General features: G+C 62.0%; 12 protein-coding genes. All 12 read right to left on the bottom strand.

Annotation, left to right across the window (positions count from 1 at the left end; all coding sequences use genetic code 11):
• Positions 1-49: 49 nt before the first annotated feature.
• The 12 genes from M2S36_RS16975 to flgJ all read right to left on the bottom strand — a co-directional run bounded on the left by M2S36_RS16975 (position 50) and on the right by flgJ (position 15,121).
• A complete protein-coding gene (locus M2S36_RS16975) occupies positions 50-1,405 on the bottom strand; it encodes a sigma-54-dependent transcriptional regulator (RefSeq protein WP_333957485.1) in 1,356 nt (451 codons plus the stop codon).
• On the bottom strand, positions 1,405-2,622 hold the full coding sequence (locus M2S36_RS16970; protein ID WP_207829744.1) for a sensor histidine kinase: 1,218 nt from the start codon (positions 2,620-2,622) through the stop codon (positions 1,405-1,407). Before M2S36_RS16970 ends, M2S36_RS16975 begins: the two co-directional genes overlap by 1 nt.
• A 189-nt stretch (positions 2,623-2,811) precedes the next feature.
• Positions 2,812-4,287: a transcriptional regulator FleQ gene (gene fleQ, locus M2S36_RS16965; protein ID WP_063912846.1), complete on the bottom strand. Its 1,476-nt coding sequence runs from the start codon at positions 4,285-4,287 to the stop codon at positions 2,812-2,814.
• Positions 4,288-4,452: 165 nt separating this feature from the next.
• Entirely contained in the window at positions 4,453-4,746 is a 294-nt protein-coding gene (locus M2S36_RS16960; protein ID WP_207829733.1) for a flagellar protein FliT, read from the bottom strand.
• A 16-nt stretch (positions 4,747-4,762) separates the two neighbouring features.
• On the bottom strand, positions 4,763-5,164 hold the full coding sequence (gene fliS, locus M2S36_RS16955; RefSeq protein WP_061304368.1) for a flagellar export chaperone FliS: 402 nt from the start codon (positions 5,162-5,164) through the stop codon (positions 4,763-4,765).
• Positions 5,165-5,291: 127 nt separating this feature from the next.
• Positions 5,292-6,680, bottom strand: a complete 1,389-nt coding sequence (fliD, locus tag M2S36_RS16950; RefSeq protein ID WP_207829731.1) for a flagellar filament capping protein FliD — start codon at positions 6,678-6,680, stop codon at positions 5,292-5,294.
• An 83-nt stretch (positions 6,681-6,763) separates the two neighbouring features.
• Positions 6,764-7,117: a flagellar protein FlaG gene (locus tag M2S36_RS16945; RefSeq protein ID WP_207829721.1), complete on the bottom strand. Its 354-nt coding sequence runs from the start codon at positions 7,115-7,117 to the stop codon at positions 6,764-6,766.
• 76 nt (positions 7,118-7,193) lie between these two features.
• Positions 7,194-8,618 (bottom strand): flagellin N-terminal helical domain-containing protein, encoded by a 1,425-nt coding sequence (locus tag M2S36_RS16940; protein WP_333957484.1) that lies wholly within the window; start codon positions 8,616-8,618, stop codon positions 7,194-7,196.
• A 410-nt stretch (positions 8,619-9,028) separates the two neighbouring features.
• The gene (locus M2S36_RS16935; RefSeq protein WP_025340093.1) at positions 9,029-9,958 is read right to left on the bottom strand and encodes a ketoacyl-ACP synthase III; all 930 of its coding nucleotides are present in this window, start codon (positions 9,956-9,958) and stop codon (positions 9,029-9,031) included.
• Positions 9,959-10,335: 377 nt separating this feature from the next.
• A complete protein-coding gene (locus M2S36_RS16930) occupies positions 10,336-11,898 on the bottom strand; it encodes a flagellar hook-associated protein 3 (protein WP_207829705.1) in 1,563 nt (520 codons plus the stop codon).
• Positions 11,899-11,911: 13 nt separating this feature from the next.
• The gene (gene flgK / locus M2S36_RS16925; protein WP_207829691.1) at positions 11,912-13,954 is read right to left on the bottom strand and encodes a flagellar hook-associated protein FlgK; all 2,043 of its coding nucleotides are present in this window, start codon (positions 13,952-13,954) and stop codon (positions 11,912-11,914) included.
• A gap of 12 nt (positions 13,955-13,966) precedes the next feature.
• The gene (gene flgJ / locus M2S36_RS16920; protein ID WP_233687572.1) at positions 13,967-15,121 is read right to left on the bottom strand and encodes a flagellar assembly peptidoglycan hydrolase FlgJ; all 1,155 of its coding nucleotides are present in this window, start codon (positions 15,119-15,121) and stop codon (positions 13,967-13,969) included.
• Between the last annotated feature and the right edge of the window lie 11 nt (positions 15,122-15,132).

Raw genomic sequence — 15,132 nt, 5'->3', positions numbered from 1 at the left:
GTAAACCCGCTCCCACAAGGGCCGCACGCGCAGCAGGATGCAGTGTCAATCAGCCGAACAGACTGGCCTCGACGTCGAATCCGGCATCACGCATCTGTGCCAGCTTGTAGCGCAAGGTGCGCGGGCTTATCCCCAGGCGTTCGGCCGCCTCTTTGCGGCGACCGCGCTCGGCGCGCAGGGTGTCGATGATCATCTGGTACTCATGACGACGCATGTCATCGCCCAGCCCGCCAGCCTCGACCACCACCTCAGGGGATGGCTCGAGGCTAGCCGACAATGGAATGGCGCCTGCCAGACAAAAATCCGCCGCCTCGATCACCCCGCCCTGCTGCAGGATCAGCGCCCGTTGCAAAGCGTTGTCCAGTTCGCGCACGTTGCCCGGCCAGGCATACGTCTGCAGGCAGGCCCGGGCCTGGGGCGACAGGCGAACCGGGGCATGCTTCATCTTCGCCACATGACGCGCCAACAGGCGCTCGGCCAGTTGCAGGATGTCCCCTGGGCGTTCGCGCAGCGGGCGCCAGGCCAGAGGGAACACCGACAGGCGGTAGTACAGGTCTTCACGGAAACGCCCGGCAGCCACTTCGCCAGCCAGGTCACGGTTGGTGGTGGCCAGCACGCGGATATCCAGGCTGATCGGCTTGCGCCCGCCTACCCGCTCCACCTCGCGCTCCTGCAGCACGCGCAGCAGCTTGGCCTGCAAGGCCATTGGCATTTCCGAGATTTCATCTAGCAGCAGAGTGCCGCCTTCGGCCTGCTCGAACTTGCCGGCCTGGGCAGCAATGGCGCCGGTAAAGGCACCCTTCTCGTGGCCGAACAGGGTGGCCTCGAGCATGTTGTCAGGGATGGCCGCGCAGTTGATTGCCACGAAGGGCTGCGCCGCCCGCGGCGACTGCTGGTGAATGTAACGCGCCAGCACTTCCTTGCCGGTGCCGGACTCGCCGGAAATCAGCACGGTCGAGTCACTGCGCGCCACGCGCGCGGCCAGCTCCAGCAGCTGACGACTGGCCGGCTCGCACGCCACCGGGCCTTCTTCTTCAACCACCCGCCCGGCGGCATGCCGCTCGACCAGGCTGAGCAACGCCTTGGGCTCGAACGGCTTGACCAGATAGTCGGCGGCCCCCTGGCGCATCGCCTCGACGGCACGCTCCACCGCGGCATGCGCGGTCATCAGCAACACGGGCAATTGCGGGTGCTGGCGGCGCAGCTGGGCCAGCAGTTGGTGCCCATCCATGCCAGGCATGTTCACATCACTGACCACCAGGCTGAAAGCCTCTTCCAGCACCGCCTCCAGCGCCTCCTCGGCACTGCCCACCGCCAGGTAGTCGAAACCGCCGATTTCCAGGGTATCGCCCAATGCCTGGCGCAATACGCGGTCGTCCTCGACCAGCAGTACCTTGATCGCCACTACATGCCCTCCGCCAGTTGCCCGTCGATCAACGGCAGCTCCACCCGCACACAGGTGCCACGACCGACCTTCGAACGCAGGCCGATCTTGCCCTGGTGCGCGCGCACCACCGCCTTGACCACCGCCAGGCCCAGGCCAGTGCCAGTGGCCTTGGTGGTCAGGAACGGCTCACCCAGGCGGCCGAGCAGGTCTGCGTCGATGCCACTGCCGGCGTCGCTGATGCACAACTGCAGGCTACGCTCGCGGCGGAACAGGTGCACTTTCAGTCGCGCCGGGCCGTCGCTGGCTTGCAGCGCATTTTCGATCAGGTTGAGCAGGGCACCGACCAGGGTGTCGCGGTTGCACAGCAGTTCACCCAGGTGGCTGTCGCACTGCCAGCGCACCGCGTGCCCTTGCACATGCGCTTGAGCCGCTTGCTGCAAGGCCTGGAACAGGGCTTTTGGCGTGACCCGATCACCCAGCGGCAGCTCGCCACGGGCGAACACCAGCATGTCGCGCACCTGGTGCTCCAGTTCGTGCAGGCGCTCTTTCAGGGTACCGGCAAAGCGCTGGCGGGTTTCCGCACCCAGGTCTTGTTCAGGGTCAGCCAGGTGGCTGGCGTAGAGCATGGCCGCCGACAGTGGCGTGCGGATCTGGTGCGCCAGCGAGGCGACCATGCGCCCCAGCGACGACAGGCGCTCGTGGCGGGCCAACTGATCTTGCAGACGGCGGGTCTCGGTCAGGTCATTGAGCAGCACCAACTGGCCGGGCTCGGCATCCAGCGAGCGGGTGGCAATGGACAGACGGCGACCGTCGCGCAGCGAGACTTCGTGACCATCATCCTTGCGCGGGGCAAAGCTGCGGGCGATCACCTGGCGCCACAGCTGGCCAACCAGCGGCTCGCCGAGCAATTCGCAGGCGGCCGGGTTGGCTTCGCGTACCAAGCCCTGGCCATCTATCACGATCACCCCGCCGGGCAGCAGGTCCAGCAGGTTCTGCAGGCGGTTGGCCAGGCGTTCCTTTTCGCCAAGTTCGTCGATGCGCTGGGCGCTGACCACTGCCAGCTCACCCTTGAGCTCGCTGACCCGGGCTTCGAGCAGGCTGTAGGACTGGCTCAGCTGGCTGGATACCTGATTGAACAGGGCGAAGGCCTGCTCGACACCCTGGCGACTTTCCTGCTCGACCGGGGTTCGCCCCTGCGGAACGGGGGCTCGGGATACGTGGGCGGCCTGGGGCATCTTGCTCTCTCGCGTGGCTGACCGTCATAAAAACGGTGTGGTGCCAGCGATGTAGCAATAGCCGTGCCGGAGATGGGGGATTTAACGCATGGCTTGAGATTTGTGGCGGGGCGCAAATCGAGCGCCGCCCGCGCGGCGCTCGATCTCACAGGCGCCATCAAGACCAAGCCGAACACCCCGGCCCGGCCGTCAATCCTCCGCCTGTTCCTCGCCACCCTGACGGCTCATGCCGTACTTGCGCATCTTCTCGACCAGGGTGGTACGACGAATGCGCAAACGTTCAGCCGCGCGCGCAACGATACCGTTGGCATCGTCCAGCGCCTGCTGGATCAGGCCCTGCTCCAGGCTACCCAGGTAGTCCTTCAGGTCCAGGCCTTCAGGCGGCAGCATGGCGTGGCCGCTGAAATTCGGCGTATGGCCGTTGATCGCCACACGCTCTTCCAGGTCGCTGCGCAGGCTGTCGACCATCTGCTCGTCTTCGTCATCGACGTAACGGAATTTCTTCGGCAGCTCGGACACGCCAATCACCCCATAGGGGTGCATGATCGCCATACGCTCGACCAGGTTGGCCAGCTCGCGCACGTTGCCCGGCCAGCCATGGCGACACAGCGACATGATCGATGCCGAGTTGAAGCGGATGGAGCCGCGCTTCTCGTGCTCCATGCGCGAGATCAGCTCGTTCATCAGCAGCGGGATGTCTTCCACCCGCTCGCGCAGCGGCGCCATCTCGATGGGGAACACGTTGAGGCGGTAGTACAGGTCTTCGCGGAACGTACCCTCCTCGATCATGGTCTCGAGGTTCTTGTGGGTCGCGGCGATGATGCGCACATCGATGCTCTGGGTCTTGTTGCTACCCACGCGCTCGAAGGTACGCTCCTGCAGCACGCGCAGCAGCTTGACCTGCATCGGCAACGGCATGTCGCCGATTTCGTCGAGGAACAGGGTGCCGCCGTTGGCCAGCTCGAAACGCCCGGCACGGCTGGTGATCGCCCCGGTAAAGGCGCCCTTCTCGTGGCCGAACAGTTCGCTTTCCAGCAGTTCGGCCGGGATCGCGCCGCAGTTGACCGGCACGAATGGCGCTTCGCGGCGCTTGGAATGGTAGTGCAGGTTGCGCGCAACCACTTCCTTGCCGGTGCCGGACTCACCCAGGATCAGCACGCTGGCATCGGTATCGGCCACCTGCTGCATCATCTGCCGCACGTGCTGGATGGCACGACTGGTGCCAACCAGGCTGCGGAACAGGTTGGGTTCGCGCTGGCGCCCACGCTCGCGCGCCTGGTCGTACATCTCGCGATAGACCTGGGCACGGTGCAGCGAATCCAGCAGTTGGCTGTAGCTTGGCGGCATTTCCAAATTGGAAAGCACCCGGCGGCGAAGGTCTTCCGGGAACTCCGCAGAAGAAATTTCACCTAAAAGCAGAACTGGAAGGAACTCATCCCACCCTGCCACTGTCTTAACGAGCCCAAGGAGATTGCCCGGAGCGTTTACAGTGCCAATGAGCACGCACAGCACTTCGCGACTCGAAGACAACGGCTCGACCACTTGCTGCCAGTCCTGGCTGGAGCAAGCGAGGTTTTCTTCGCCGAGAAAGTTCAGCACCACCGCCAGGTCGCGGCGGCGTGCGCTGTCGTCGTCGATCAGCAGAATCTTGGTTTCACGCCACATGCAATAGCAACTTCCCTAGTCATATCGGCGCCCGAAGGCGTGCTCGACATCATTCCGACTGAATGGTCAGTGTTCGGACGTCTGAAATTCGAAAACAGCCACTAGTAAAGTCAAAAAGGCCCGCACAGTCAAATTTATGGCGCCTTTCATTCAGTTGTGCGCATCTTAACTGAAGAGATGGTAAACCTTCGAAGCATTTTTCGCCTGATTGATCTGCATCATCTCTTCGGCAATAGCCTGGCGTTCACCGGTTGTCACATCGATCAGACTACGGTAGACCTGCAGCACCCCTTCCAGCTTCTCGCGCAGCAACGCCTGGTCCATCGCATGGGTTTTCAGCACCTCGTCGATGCACGCACGGCAGGCCACATCCAGCTTGGCAATGGCATCCCAGTCACGCTCACCCAAGGCGCCGATCAGGGCATCGCAGGTGTCATCGAGGCGTTGCAGTGCGTTCACGGTATTCTCCTTGCCGTCAGCTGGCGGGCTGGGCGTCGGCGATCCCGTCCCAACCGCTTTTAACGGTAATCAGCAACTGGGCAACTTCATCGATGATGCCGGCATCGTTGTCGACGTTGGCCTGCATCAGGCGATTGGTCATGTACACATACAGGGCGTCGAGCTTCTCGACATACTCCGGGTTTTCGCTTTTTTCAGGCGACAAACCATCGCGCAGGCCGATGATGATATCGATCGCCTTGCCGAGCATCAGGCCCTTCTCCGCGATGTCGCCGCGCGCCATGGCGCCTTTGGCCTGGGCCATGCGATCGAGGCCGCCTTCCATCAGCATCTGCACCAGGCGATGGGGCGTGGCTTCGGAAATCTGGGCATGGGAATTGACCTTCTGGTACTGACGAAGGGCTCTCATGGGATTCATCTTGCGACCTCGTGACGGGCAGACTTAAAGGGGTGATATTCCCTGTATCGGGCAGGCGGTGCAAAACTTTACCGGCCGATGACATGAAGCCGGGCATCATGCCCGGACTTCATGCAATGTTCACGGATTAATCGTCGCTATTGGCTTTGTTCAGCGCGTTGAGGGTACTCAGCACCGAGTTCTGCTGCTGGCGCAGCTGGGTGACCAGGGTATCCATGTTGTTGTACTTGTCCTGCAAGCTCTTTTGCAGGGCTTCCATACGCGCATCCAGGGTGTCCTGTTCGGTCTTGAGCTTGGTCAGGCTCTCGCTCAGGGTCTTGGAGCGCTCGGCAAGGGTACCGGTGCTGGCCTTGGCAAACGGCTCGGTCACCTTCTGCAAACGCGCCAACAGGCCGTCCTTGCCATTGAAGATACTGGTCAGGTCGGCCGCATTGCTGGTAGCCGCCTTGTCCCACTTCTTGTCGTCCAGGCTCAGCAGGCCGCCGTCCTGGGACGAAGTAACGCCGAACGCGGCAAGGGACTTCAACGTGCCATTGCCGGATACGGCATTGAGCTCTTCACGAATGGACGTCATCAGTGCACGCATCGACGCATCACCCGTCAGCGCTGCTGCGGTCATGGAACCATCGGCGTTCTTGGTGACTTTGGTTTCCGTGTTGAGCACCGTCAGCAAAGCATTGTAGGTATCGATGAAGCCTTTGAGGCCGGACTTCAGCGCGGTGCTGCTGGTACTCAGCGAGAGCACGGTGGGCGTCAGCTCCCCGCTCGTGGCGTTTTTCGGAGACGTGCCGACCAGCTTGATGTTCAGGCCGCTGACCGCATCAGTGATGTCATTGGTCTTGGACTTCATGGCAATGCCATCAAGCGTGTACTCGGCATCGGTGGGGGGATCGATGACGGTGTAACCGGTATCGATGCCGGAATTTCCCGAAAGCGTGATATCGGAACCCACACCCATCTTGGTCGAGGTGATGATCAAACGCGAGCCCGAGGCATCCGTCAGCACGTTGGCACTCAGGCCCGCCACGCCGAACTGGCTGTTGATGCTGTCCCGCACCTGCTGCAGTGTCGCGCCCGGCGGAACGCTGAGGTCGTAATCCTTGCCACTCTGGCTGATCTTCAAGGTGGTCGGAGTGGAGCCGGAATTGACTACCGAGCCGGCGCCGCCGGCATAAACCTTGGTCGACACTTTCGAGGCAGTCGCAAGCTTGCTGACCACCAGCGAGAACGAACCGTTAGCCGCCCCCGTGCCCATGGTCACGGTCGCAACCTTCTCATCCGAGGATTTCAAGCTCAGACCACCGAAGCTATTGCTATCGGTCATGTTGGTCAAAGCGCCGCGGAAGGCATCCAGGGCCGACTGAATCTTGCCGATCGAGGACAACGTGGTGGTTGCCTTCAGCGTTTGGGTATTGATCTGCGCCTGCTTCGGCGCCTTCTGCGCGGCCACCAGGGATTCCACGATCGCCTGGGTATCGATGCCCGAGCCAATACCGCTGACTGTTGTACCTGCCATCATTGCTCTCCTTGTTCAGTAGCTGCCGGATCCTTGGCGAATGAATCCATCAAAAAATCGACAGCAACAAAAATCATGCCAGCCTATACCTGATCATCGAACAGCAGGCTGCCGGCTTCACTCAGGCTCTGGGCGAGCTTCAGTGCCGTTTCCGACGGAAGTTGTCGGATCACTTCTCCCGACTGGGTGGCAATCACCTTGACCACGACCCGACCGGTGGAATCATCAATGGAAAAATCCAGCTGACGCTGGCTCGACTGGACGAAATCCCGGATCTCGTCAACTGCCTTTTCCAGGTCTTCGCGCGAGTGTGGCTGTTTTTTTTCGGGGGCCGCAGCCTCCTGCACCTTGGCAGGCACCAGCGGGTCCCGATCAGCGACAGGCGCCGGGGGCAACGTAGAGGGATACACCTGACCCAGCTTGACACTCATGTCCATGTTTCGAACTCCTCATGTCAAAAAGGGTGAAAGGGCACGTAAACGCACCCTTTCACCCTTTACTCAGGCGCCTGAATTACTGGAGCAGTTTCAGGACCGAGGATGGCAGCTGGTTAGCCTGCGACAGGATTGCAGTCGAAGCCTGTTGCAGAGTCTGCTGCTTGGTCAGCTCGGCAGTTTCCGAAGCGAAGTCCACGTCCTGCACGGTGGAGCGGGCAGCGGTGGAGTTCTTCTGGATGTTCTGCAGGTTGTCGACGGTGGTTTGCAGACGGTTCTGGGTAGCACCCAGGCCCGAACGGACGCTGTCGATCGAACCGATGGCCTTGTCGATAACGGCCAGGGCGTTCTGGGCATTGGTGGCATCGGTAACGTCGGTTTGAGCGATAGTGGTCTTGGCCGACGAAACAGTGGCGCTACCGAACAGGGCGGATACACCGGTACCAGCGTCGCTCAGCGAGTAGCCTTTAGCCGAGTCCAGGGAGATCTGGCCGTTGACTACGATGGCCGCAGCGCCCAGGGCAGCAGGGGTAGCGAAGTTGCCAGAGCCATCTTTGGCACCGATCAGGATATTCGCTTGGGCGTTGGCATCAGCACCGGAGAAGCTCAGGTTCTCGCCGGTGTCCGACTTGACGCTCAGGCTCTTGTTCACTTCATCATAGTTGACGCTGATACCCAGCTTGGCAGCGTTGGATTTCAACTGGTCGGCCAGGCTGGCCAGATCGGTTACACCAACGAAGTCGACAGTACCGCTGCTGCCGACAGCCAGCTTGAAGTTGGAAGGCGTCGCAGCACCAACATCGAGCTTGACTTCAGTGCTTGCACTTGCAGTCAAACCACCAATCGAACCATTCAGATCGGCTGCGATGGTCTTGGCCGAAGCACCTGCGGCGTAAGTAACAGTCTTGGTCTGGCCGTTACCAGTAACAGTCATGCTGCCAGCAGCCAGGCCGGTCGCGCTTGGGGCGATCGCAGTGCTCTTGATCTGCTGAGAACCAATGTTGCTAGCGGCAACGTTGTCCAGCGACAGGTTGATGGTTTCGTTGGCGTTGGCGCCGACCTGGATGGCCTTGGTGCCGTACGAGCCGTCCAGCAGCTTCTGGCCACCGAAGGTGGTGGTGGTGGAAATACGGTTCAGTTCGGCAGTCAGAGCCTGGTATTCGTCGTTGTTCGACTTACGGTCGTCGGCGCTCAGGGAGCCAGTAGCCGAGGACAGGGCCAGGGTACGCATTTTCTGCAGGATGTCGGTCGAAGCCTGCATTGCACCTTCAGCGGTCTGGGCAATGGAGATACCGTCGTTGGCGTTCTTCACTGCCTGGCCCAGGCCGTTGATCTGGCTGGTCAGACGGTTGGCGATCTGCAGGCCGGCGGCGTCGTCTTTAGCGCTGTTGATGCGCAGACCCGAGGACAGACGCTGCATCGAAGTGGTCTGAGCGTTGCTAGCCTTGGTCAGGTTGCCCTGAGTAGTGATCGACGCAATGTTGGTGTTTACAGTTAAAGCCATGACGAAATCCTCGTTGGATGGGTACTGCGGCTTCCGGCCTTGGCAACCGCCGGATTGGCCTAGAGAACCTTCGTAATAGTTATCGTCGGGTGCGCGGGTTGCTTGAGGGCCTTTTTAAAAAAAAAATGCTGGCACGAGGCCAGCCCAGAGAAATCAAGGGCTTAAGGGCGGTTTATTGGCGTCAAAAACCGTGCGAGAGCAGGCTAAATACCATATCAGTAGCACCATCCCTCCCCTGTGGGAGCGGGCGCGCCCGCGAAGAAGGCAACTCGGTGGCTGGCACCGGCTTGGCCGGTATTCGCGGGCATGCCCGCTCCCACAGAAGCCGTGTAACGGCCACGATGTTCTTTCGAGCATTAAAAAAGCGCCGGGCGGTGGCCGCCGGGCGCTTTTTTTGGACTGCTGAGGGATCAGTCGCGGTACAGGATGGCCGAGCCCCACGACAGGCCCACGCCAAAGCCGCTGATCGCCACGCGCTTCCAGCTGCCGTCGAGCATGTGCTTCTGCAGCAGCAGCGGCACGCTGGAGGAAACGGTATTGCCGGTTTCCAGCATGTCTTTCACGAACTTCTCCGGGTGGTCCTCTTCGAAACGCCGGGCCACGGCATCGACAATCGCCGCACTGCCCTGGTGGATGCAGAAGGCGTCGATATCCGACGACTTCAGGCCACTGGCATCCAGCAGTTCGTGCAGGTGCGCCGGCACCTTGACCAGGGCAAAGTTGAACACCTGGCGGCCGTTCATGAAGAACTTGCCATCACTGACCTTGAGGTGCTCGGCGCCGGAACCGTCGGTGCCGAAGCGCGCCTGGCCCAGGTTCCATACCGCGTTTTCACCCATCCAGGTGGCCGTGGCCGCATCACCGAACAACATGGTGGTGTTGCGGTCTTCCGGGTCGACGATCTTCGAATACGGGTCGGCGGTGATCAGCAGGCCGTTCTTCAGCCCTGCCGCTTCCATGAAGCCCTTGATGGCGTACAAGCCGTACACGTAGCCGGAGCAGCCCAGCGACACGTCGAACGCCGCCACGCGGGTGGACAGGCCGAGTTTGCTCTGGACGATGGCGGCGGTGTGCGGCAGGCCTTCTTCGTCACCGTTCTGGGTGACCACGATCAGCGCATCGATCGATTGCGGGTCGAGGTCGGGGTTGCTGGCGAACAGCGCCTGGGCGGCTTCCACGCACAGGTCGGAGGTTTCCTGTTCAGCGGCCTTGCGCGGCAGGAACGACGCGCCGATCTTGCCGAACATGAACTCTTCGTCCTTGCCGAACTTCGCACCCTGGACATAGTTGTCCAGGCCAGCGGTGGGCACGTAACTCGCAATGCTTTTGATGCCAATCATTCTGGCTTCCCAATGAAAACAGCCAAAGACCACCACTCGATGAATTGAGGGCGCCAAATACCGGAACGTCACCGCTGGGGGTTGAAGGCAGTGCTCGCCTGCGCACCGGTAACAAAATGCTGCAACAGCTGCTGCATAGAATACAGGGAAGATGACCGTTTTGACTCATTGGTCACATTGAAATGCTACGAAAGCCGTGGCGAGGGTGTGCGGACTGGGCGTTTCGCAGGCAGGAAAAAGGCGGGGCCGCTTTGCGCCCCTTCGCGGGCACGCCCGCTCCCACAGGTTTGGCATGAGCTTGAGGCCCATGCAGTTCCTGTGGGAGCGGGCGCGCCCGCGAAGGGCTGCAAAGCAGCCCCATCTTTTTAAACCACCGATCAGAGCTTGTTGAACAGGCTCAGCTGAGAAATGCGCGAGAAGGCCAGTTGCGAGGCTTCGAGCATGGCCTGCTGCAAGGTCAGGGTGATGGCCGCCTGGGACATGTCGGTGTTGCCGATGGCGTTCTGGGTAGTCTTGTTGGCCAGGCCCAGGCTGGTGTTCTCCTGGCGCTGGATCTCCAGCGAGTTGCCACGGGCACCGATCGAACCGCGAGTGATGTCAATTTGCTCACGAGCGCTGGCCAGGTTAGCGATTGCCGAAGCCACCGAATCCTTCAACGCATTGGCCTGGCCAATACCGGTCACCGGCGTGTCCAGCGCCGCGCGCAGCTGACTGAGGGTTTCCAGCACGTTCTGGTTCTGGTGGGTGTTGGCCGTGACCGCAAACTGGTCACCCGCCTGCGGCGAACCGGAGACCTGGTAGGTCACACCGGCCACCGTCAACGCCGGCGCAGTGAAGGTGCCCGTGGCTACCGGCTTGCTATCGGCTGTCATCGGCTGGGCGTAGAACTCGTAGCTGCCCGGCCCGGTGAACTTGATCACCGCACCATTGCTGGGGAAGGTGCTGCGATAGGCGGCCTGGTCGGTTACGGTGCTGCTGGTGACCTGGGCGCTGGAAGTGTTTCCTGCGCTGCGGGTGGTGTTGAACGAATCCGGACGCGCCGCCAGGGAAAATTCACGCCCCGCCACGGCGGCATCGGCATCGGCGCCCTCCTCCAGGGTGACGGTGATTTCGAACTCCACGCCACGCAAGGCAATGCGGTTGGCACCTTCGGTCTTGCTGTCGAAGGTACCGTTGGTGGCGGTTTCAGCAGTGACGTCGTTGCCATTGGCGTCGGTAATCACGTACTGGGTCGCACTGGTGAAGGTCAGCTTGTACGGCTGGCCCGCAGTGAAGCTGTTGTTGTAGCTGCTGCTCGAGGTCATCAGGCCTGGCGATACCCCGACCACGCCATCGTCGGTGGCCGGCACCAGCAGGGTCGACTGGGTGCGGCTCTTGTTGCTGGCCGAGTCGAAGATGGTGAAGCCGGTGTCGTTGGTCGCCAGGTTCAGGGTGTCGGACACCTGCAGGCTCAACTGGGTCTGGTCACCGTGGTAGCTGTAGGTGCCGTCGGAGTTGCGCACATAGGGCGGCGAGGTGCTCTTGGAGCCGCCGAACATGTAGTCGCCATTGGCATCGCGCGAGTTGAGCAGGCCGAAAATGTTTGCCTCGATCTCTTTCAGCTCGGTGCTGATGGCCACGCGGTCGGAATCGGTAACCCCGGCACCACCGGCGCGGATTGCCAGCTCACTGGCACGCTGCATGGCATCGTTGATGGTGGAGAGCACGCTCTCCTCCTGCAGCAGGGCATTGCTCACCGTATTGATGTTGCTGCTGTACTGGTCCAGCAGCGACTGCTGCTGTTGCAGCAGCAACAGGCGCGCAGCGCCGACCGGGTCATCGGCCGCAGTCTGGATGCGGATACCCGACGTCACCTGATCGTTGGTCTTGTTCATGCTGGAGAAGTTCTTGGAGTAGCTGCTGGCGCTGGACTCATAGAACTGAGCGGTGGAAATACGCACGAGACTCTACTCCTTACAGGGCATTGATCAGGGTGCTGAAGGTTTCTTGCGCCGCCTTGATGATCTGCGACGACGCTGTGTAGTAATGCTGGAATTTCACCAGGCTGGCCGCCTCGTCATCCAGGTTCACCCCGGACACCGCGCTGCGGCTTTCGCTGGCGGACTTGAGCACCGCCTGGGTCGCCGTGGTGTCGATGGTGGCCTGGTTGGCCTTGGCCCCCACGCGCTCGACCAGCGAGGCATAGGCCGAGGTGAAGCTGGTGCCGCCGCCAGAGCCGGTGTTCACCGTCGACTTGGTCTGCAGGCCCAGCAGCGCCGTGGCATTGCGGTTGTCGGCCTTGCCGTCGGCATTGAACGACAGGGTGAAGCTGTCGTTGGCCGCCGGGCTGCCACCGATGGTGGTCTCGACCGCGAAGGTGCGCGGGTTGCCACTGCCGTCGAGAATCGGGTTGCCAGCAGCATCGAGCATCGGCACAGCCACCGACAGTTTGTTGTCGGTACCTGGCACCACGCTGCCGGTGCCTATCTGGGTACCTTTGGCATCGTACAGCTTGTAGCCCTGGGAGCCGCCACTGGCGGCGTCGAACACCACACGCACCGGCATCGAGTCGCGAATCGCCTGCTGCACCAGCGCGGTATCGGCACCGCCATAGATGTCCAGCGATTCGCCCAGCGTCGGCTGGGTGATGGTGCCGGTGCCGCTATTGCCACTGCCCGCCGTGGCACTGATCGGCCCGGCGAAAGCCAGCTTGTTGGCATCGGTGAGGGTGGTGGTGATGCTGCCGGCTGCCGCACGGGTGGGGATCACCTTGAAGCTGTCCCCTGCCGCCAGGCCACCGCCATTGAGCGACAGGCTGAAGCCGTCGATCACCGGCGCCGGGTCGGCGCTGAGGTCGAAGGTGCCCATGTCGGTGCCGTCGGAACGGCGCACGCTGTACTGGTTGGCGCTGGTGAACTTCACCTCGTAGTCGTAGGTGGTCAGCTTGCCACTGTCAGCAATGGTCACATCGAGGTTGCCAGAGCCGGAGCTGTTGTTCGACGAGGCCAGGCTGCGCTGGGCAATGGCGGTGGCACTGTTGATGCTGGAGAACAGCGAGCTGCCGAACTGCCCGTTGGCATCCAGGCCCTGGCCCAACTGGCTGTTGATGCTGTCGGCCACCACCAGGGCGACACGGCCGAGCTCGTTCATCGACGGCGTCAGCACATCCTGGCGATAGCGCAACAGGCCGCCGATGGTGCCACCGGTAATCACCGAGGTCACGTCGGAGCTGAACGACTCGTAGTTGATGCGCAGGCTGGCCTGGCTCTTGTCGGCAGCACCCGGCTGCACCGACAGGGTATTGGCCTTGTTGCCGGTGACCAGCGACTGGCCACTGCCCAGGTATACGTCGTAGTTGCCGTCACGCTCCTGCACCGTCACACCCACCAGCTCGTTGAGCTGACGCACGGCTTCGCTGCGCGCATCCAGCAGGCTGTTGGGGGTATTGCCGGTGCCACTGGCCGCGGCGATCTGCTTGTTGTACTCGGCGATGCTGCCGGTGAGCTTGTTGACTTGTCCCGCCAGCGTATCGAGCTGGGAGTTGATCACATCGTTCTGCTGGCTCAGCTGGGTGGACACCGCATTGAAGCGGTTGCTCAAGGTCTGCGCCTGGGTCAGCAGCAACTGCCGCGAGGCGACGTCACCGGGCTTGGCCGCTGCGGTCTGCAGGGCCGAGAAGAATGCGGTAAGGACCGAGCTGATACCGGTGTCACGGTCGGCCAGCAGCTTGTCGACGGTGGTGATCTGGTCCTGGAAGGCGACCGAGTCGGCCTGCAGCGAGGTGGCGGTCTGCAGCTGGTTGTCCAGGTAGGCACTGTAGATGCGGCGCACGTCCGACAGCGTGGTGCCGGTACCCAGGAAGCCCGCGCCGATGTTGTGCGAAGGGCCCGCTGCCTGAATCGTCTGCTGGCGCGAATAGCCACTGGTTGCGGCGTTGGCGATGTTGTTACTGGTTACCGACAATGCCGCCTGGCTGGCACTCAGGCCACTCAGGCCGATAGAAATCAGGCTCGACATGATTTAGTCCTTTTATAGATTCGTGGTTCTGCCAGCCATGGCGTATTGCGGGGTTGCTTGCATTTGCCGGGCGATGCTGATGATTTTCTTCGCATAGCCCGGGTCGGTCGCATAACCTGCCTTTTGCAGCTCTCTTGCAAACTGCTCAGGGTTATCGGCCGAATCCAGTGCATCTTGATAGCGGGAATTGCTCTGCAACAGGCTTACCAGGTCGTGGAAGCTGTCCTGGTACGAGTCGTAGCTGCGGAACGCCGCCGTTTCCTTGACGAACTGGCCGTCACGGAACTCGCTGGTGATCGCCCGCGCCTGCTCGCCCTGCCAGTTACCGGTGGCCTTGATGCCGAACAGGTTGTGGCTGCTGCTGCCATCGGTGTTGCGCATTACCGATTTGCCCCAACCGGTTTCCAGGGCGGCCTGGGCCACCAGGTAGCGCGGGTCGATACCAATGCGTTTGGCGGCCTGTTCGGCCATCGGCAGCATGGTGGCGACGAATTCGTCACTGTCGGCGAAAGCCTTGTTCGGTGCCAGTGGCGGCTGGGCCACGGCGCGGCCGAGGATGCGCAGGCCGTTGTCCGGCACGGCGAAGGCCTGGGCTACCTGCTGGCCGTCACGGGCCGGTACGGCAGCGCTGTTGGTGGTGGCCGCCGACGGCACGATGCCGGCCAGCAAGCGGTCAGTGAGTTTGCTCGGCAACGCCAGGCGCCGCGAGTTGAGCGCGGCAACGTCGTTGCGGGTAGCTGCCGAATCATTGGCATGCACCGGCTGCGCCACCTTGTTGCCCCACAACGCCGGGCCACCGCCCTCGGCGCGCGGGAACGGGCTGGTATTGATGGATGTGCTGCGGCCCTTGGTCAGCTGGCGCACCAGCACGTCCTGCAGGCCGATACCGCCACCTTCGCGGGACATGCTCACAGCCAGCTGCTGGTCGTACATGTCGCGGTACTGCTTCACCGTTTCGGTGTTCATCGGATTGTCGTCGGCCAGCACGTCGCTGGCCTTGCGCGAGGCCTTGAGCATTTCGCTGATGAACAGCGATTCGAACTCCTGGGCCACCTTGCGCACGTTGGCTTCGCTGTCGCGATCACCCACCTTCAGCGAGCTGAGGCGGTTGAGGTCGGTGTAGGCGCCGCTGTCGACGCTACCGGAAACCAGGCTTTTGCTGTTCATCCGCGCCGTCC

The organism is Pseudomonas sp. SF2 (genome assembly GCF_036858055.1).
Lineage (GTDB): Bacteria > Pseudomonadota > Gammaproteobacteria > Pseudomonadales > Pseudomonadaceae > Aquipseudomonas.
This window is presented reverse-complemented; position numbering and strand designations above follow the sequence as displayed.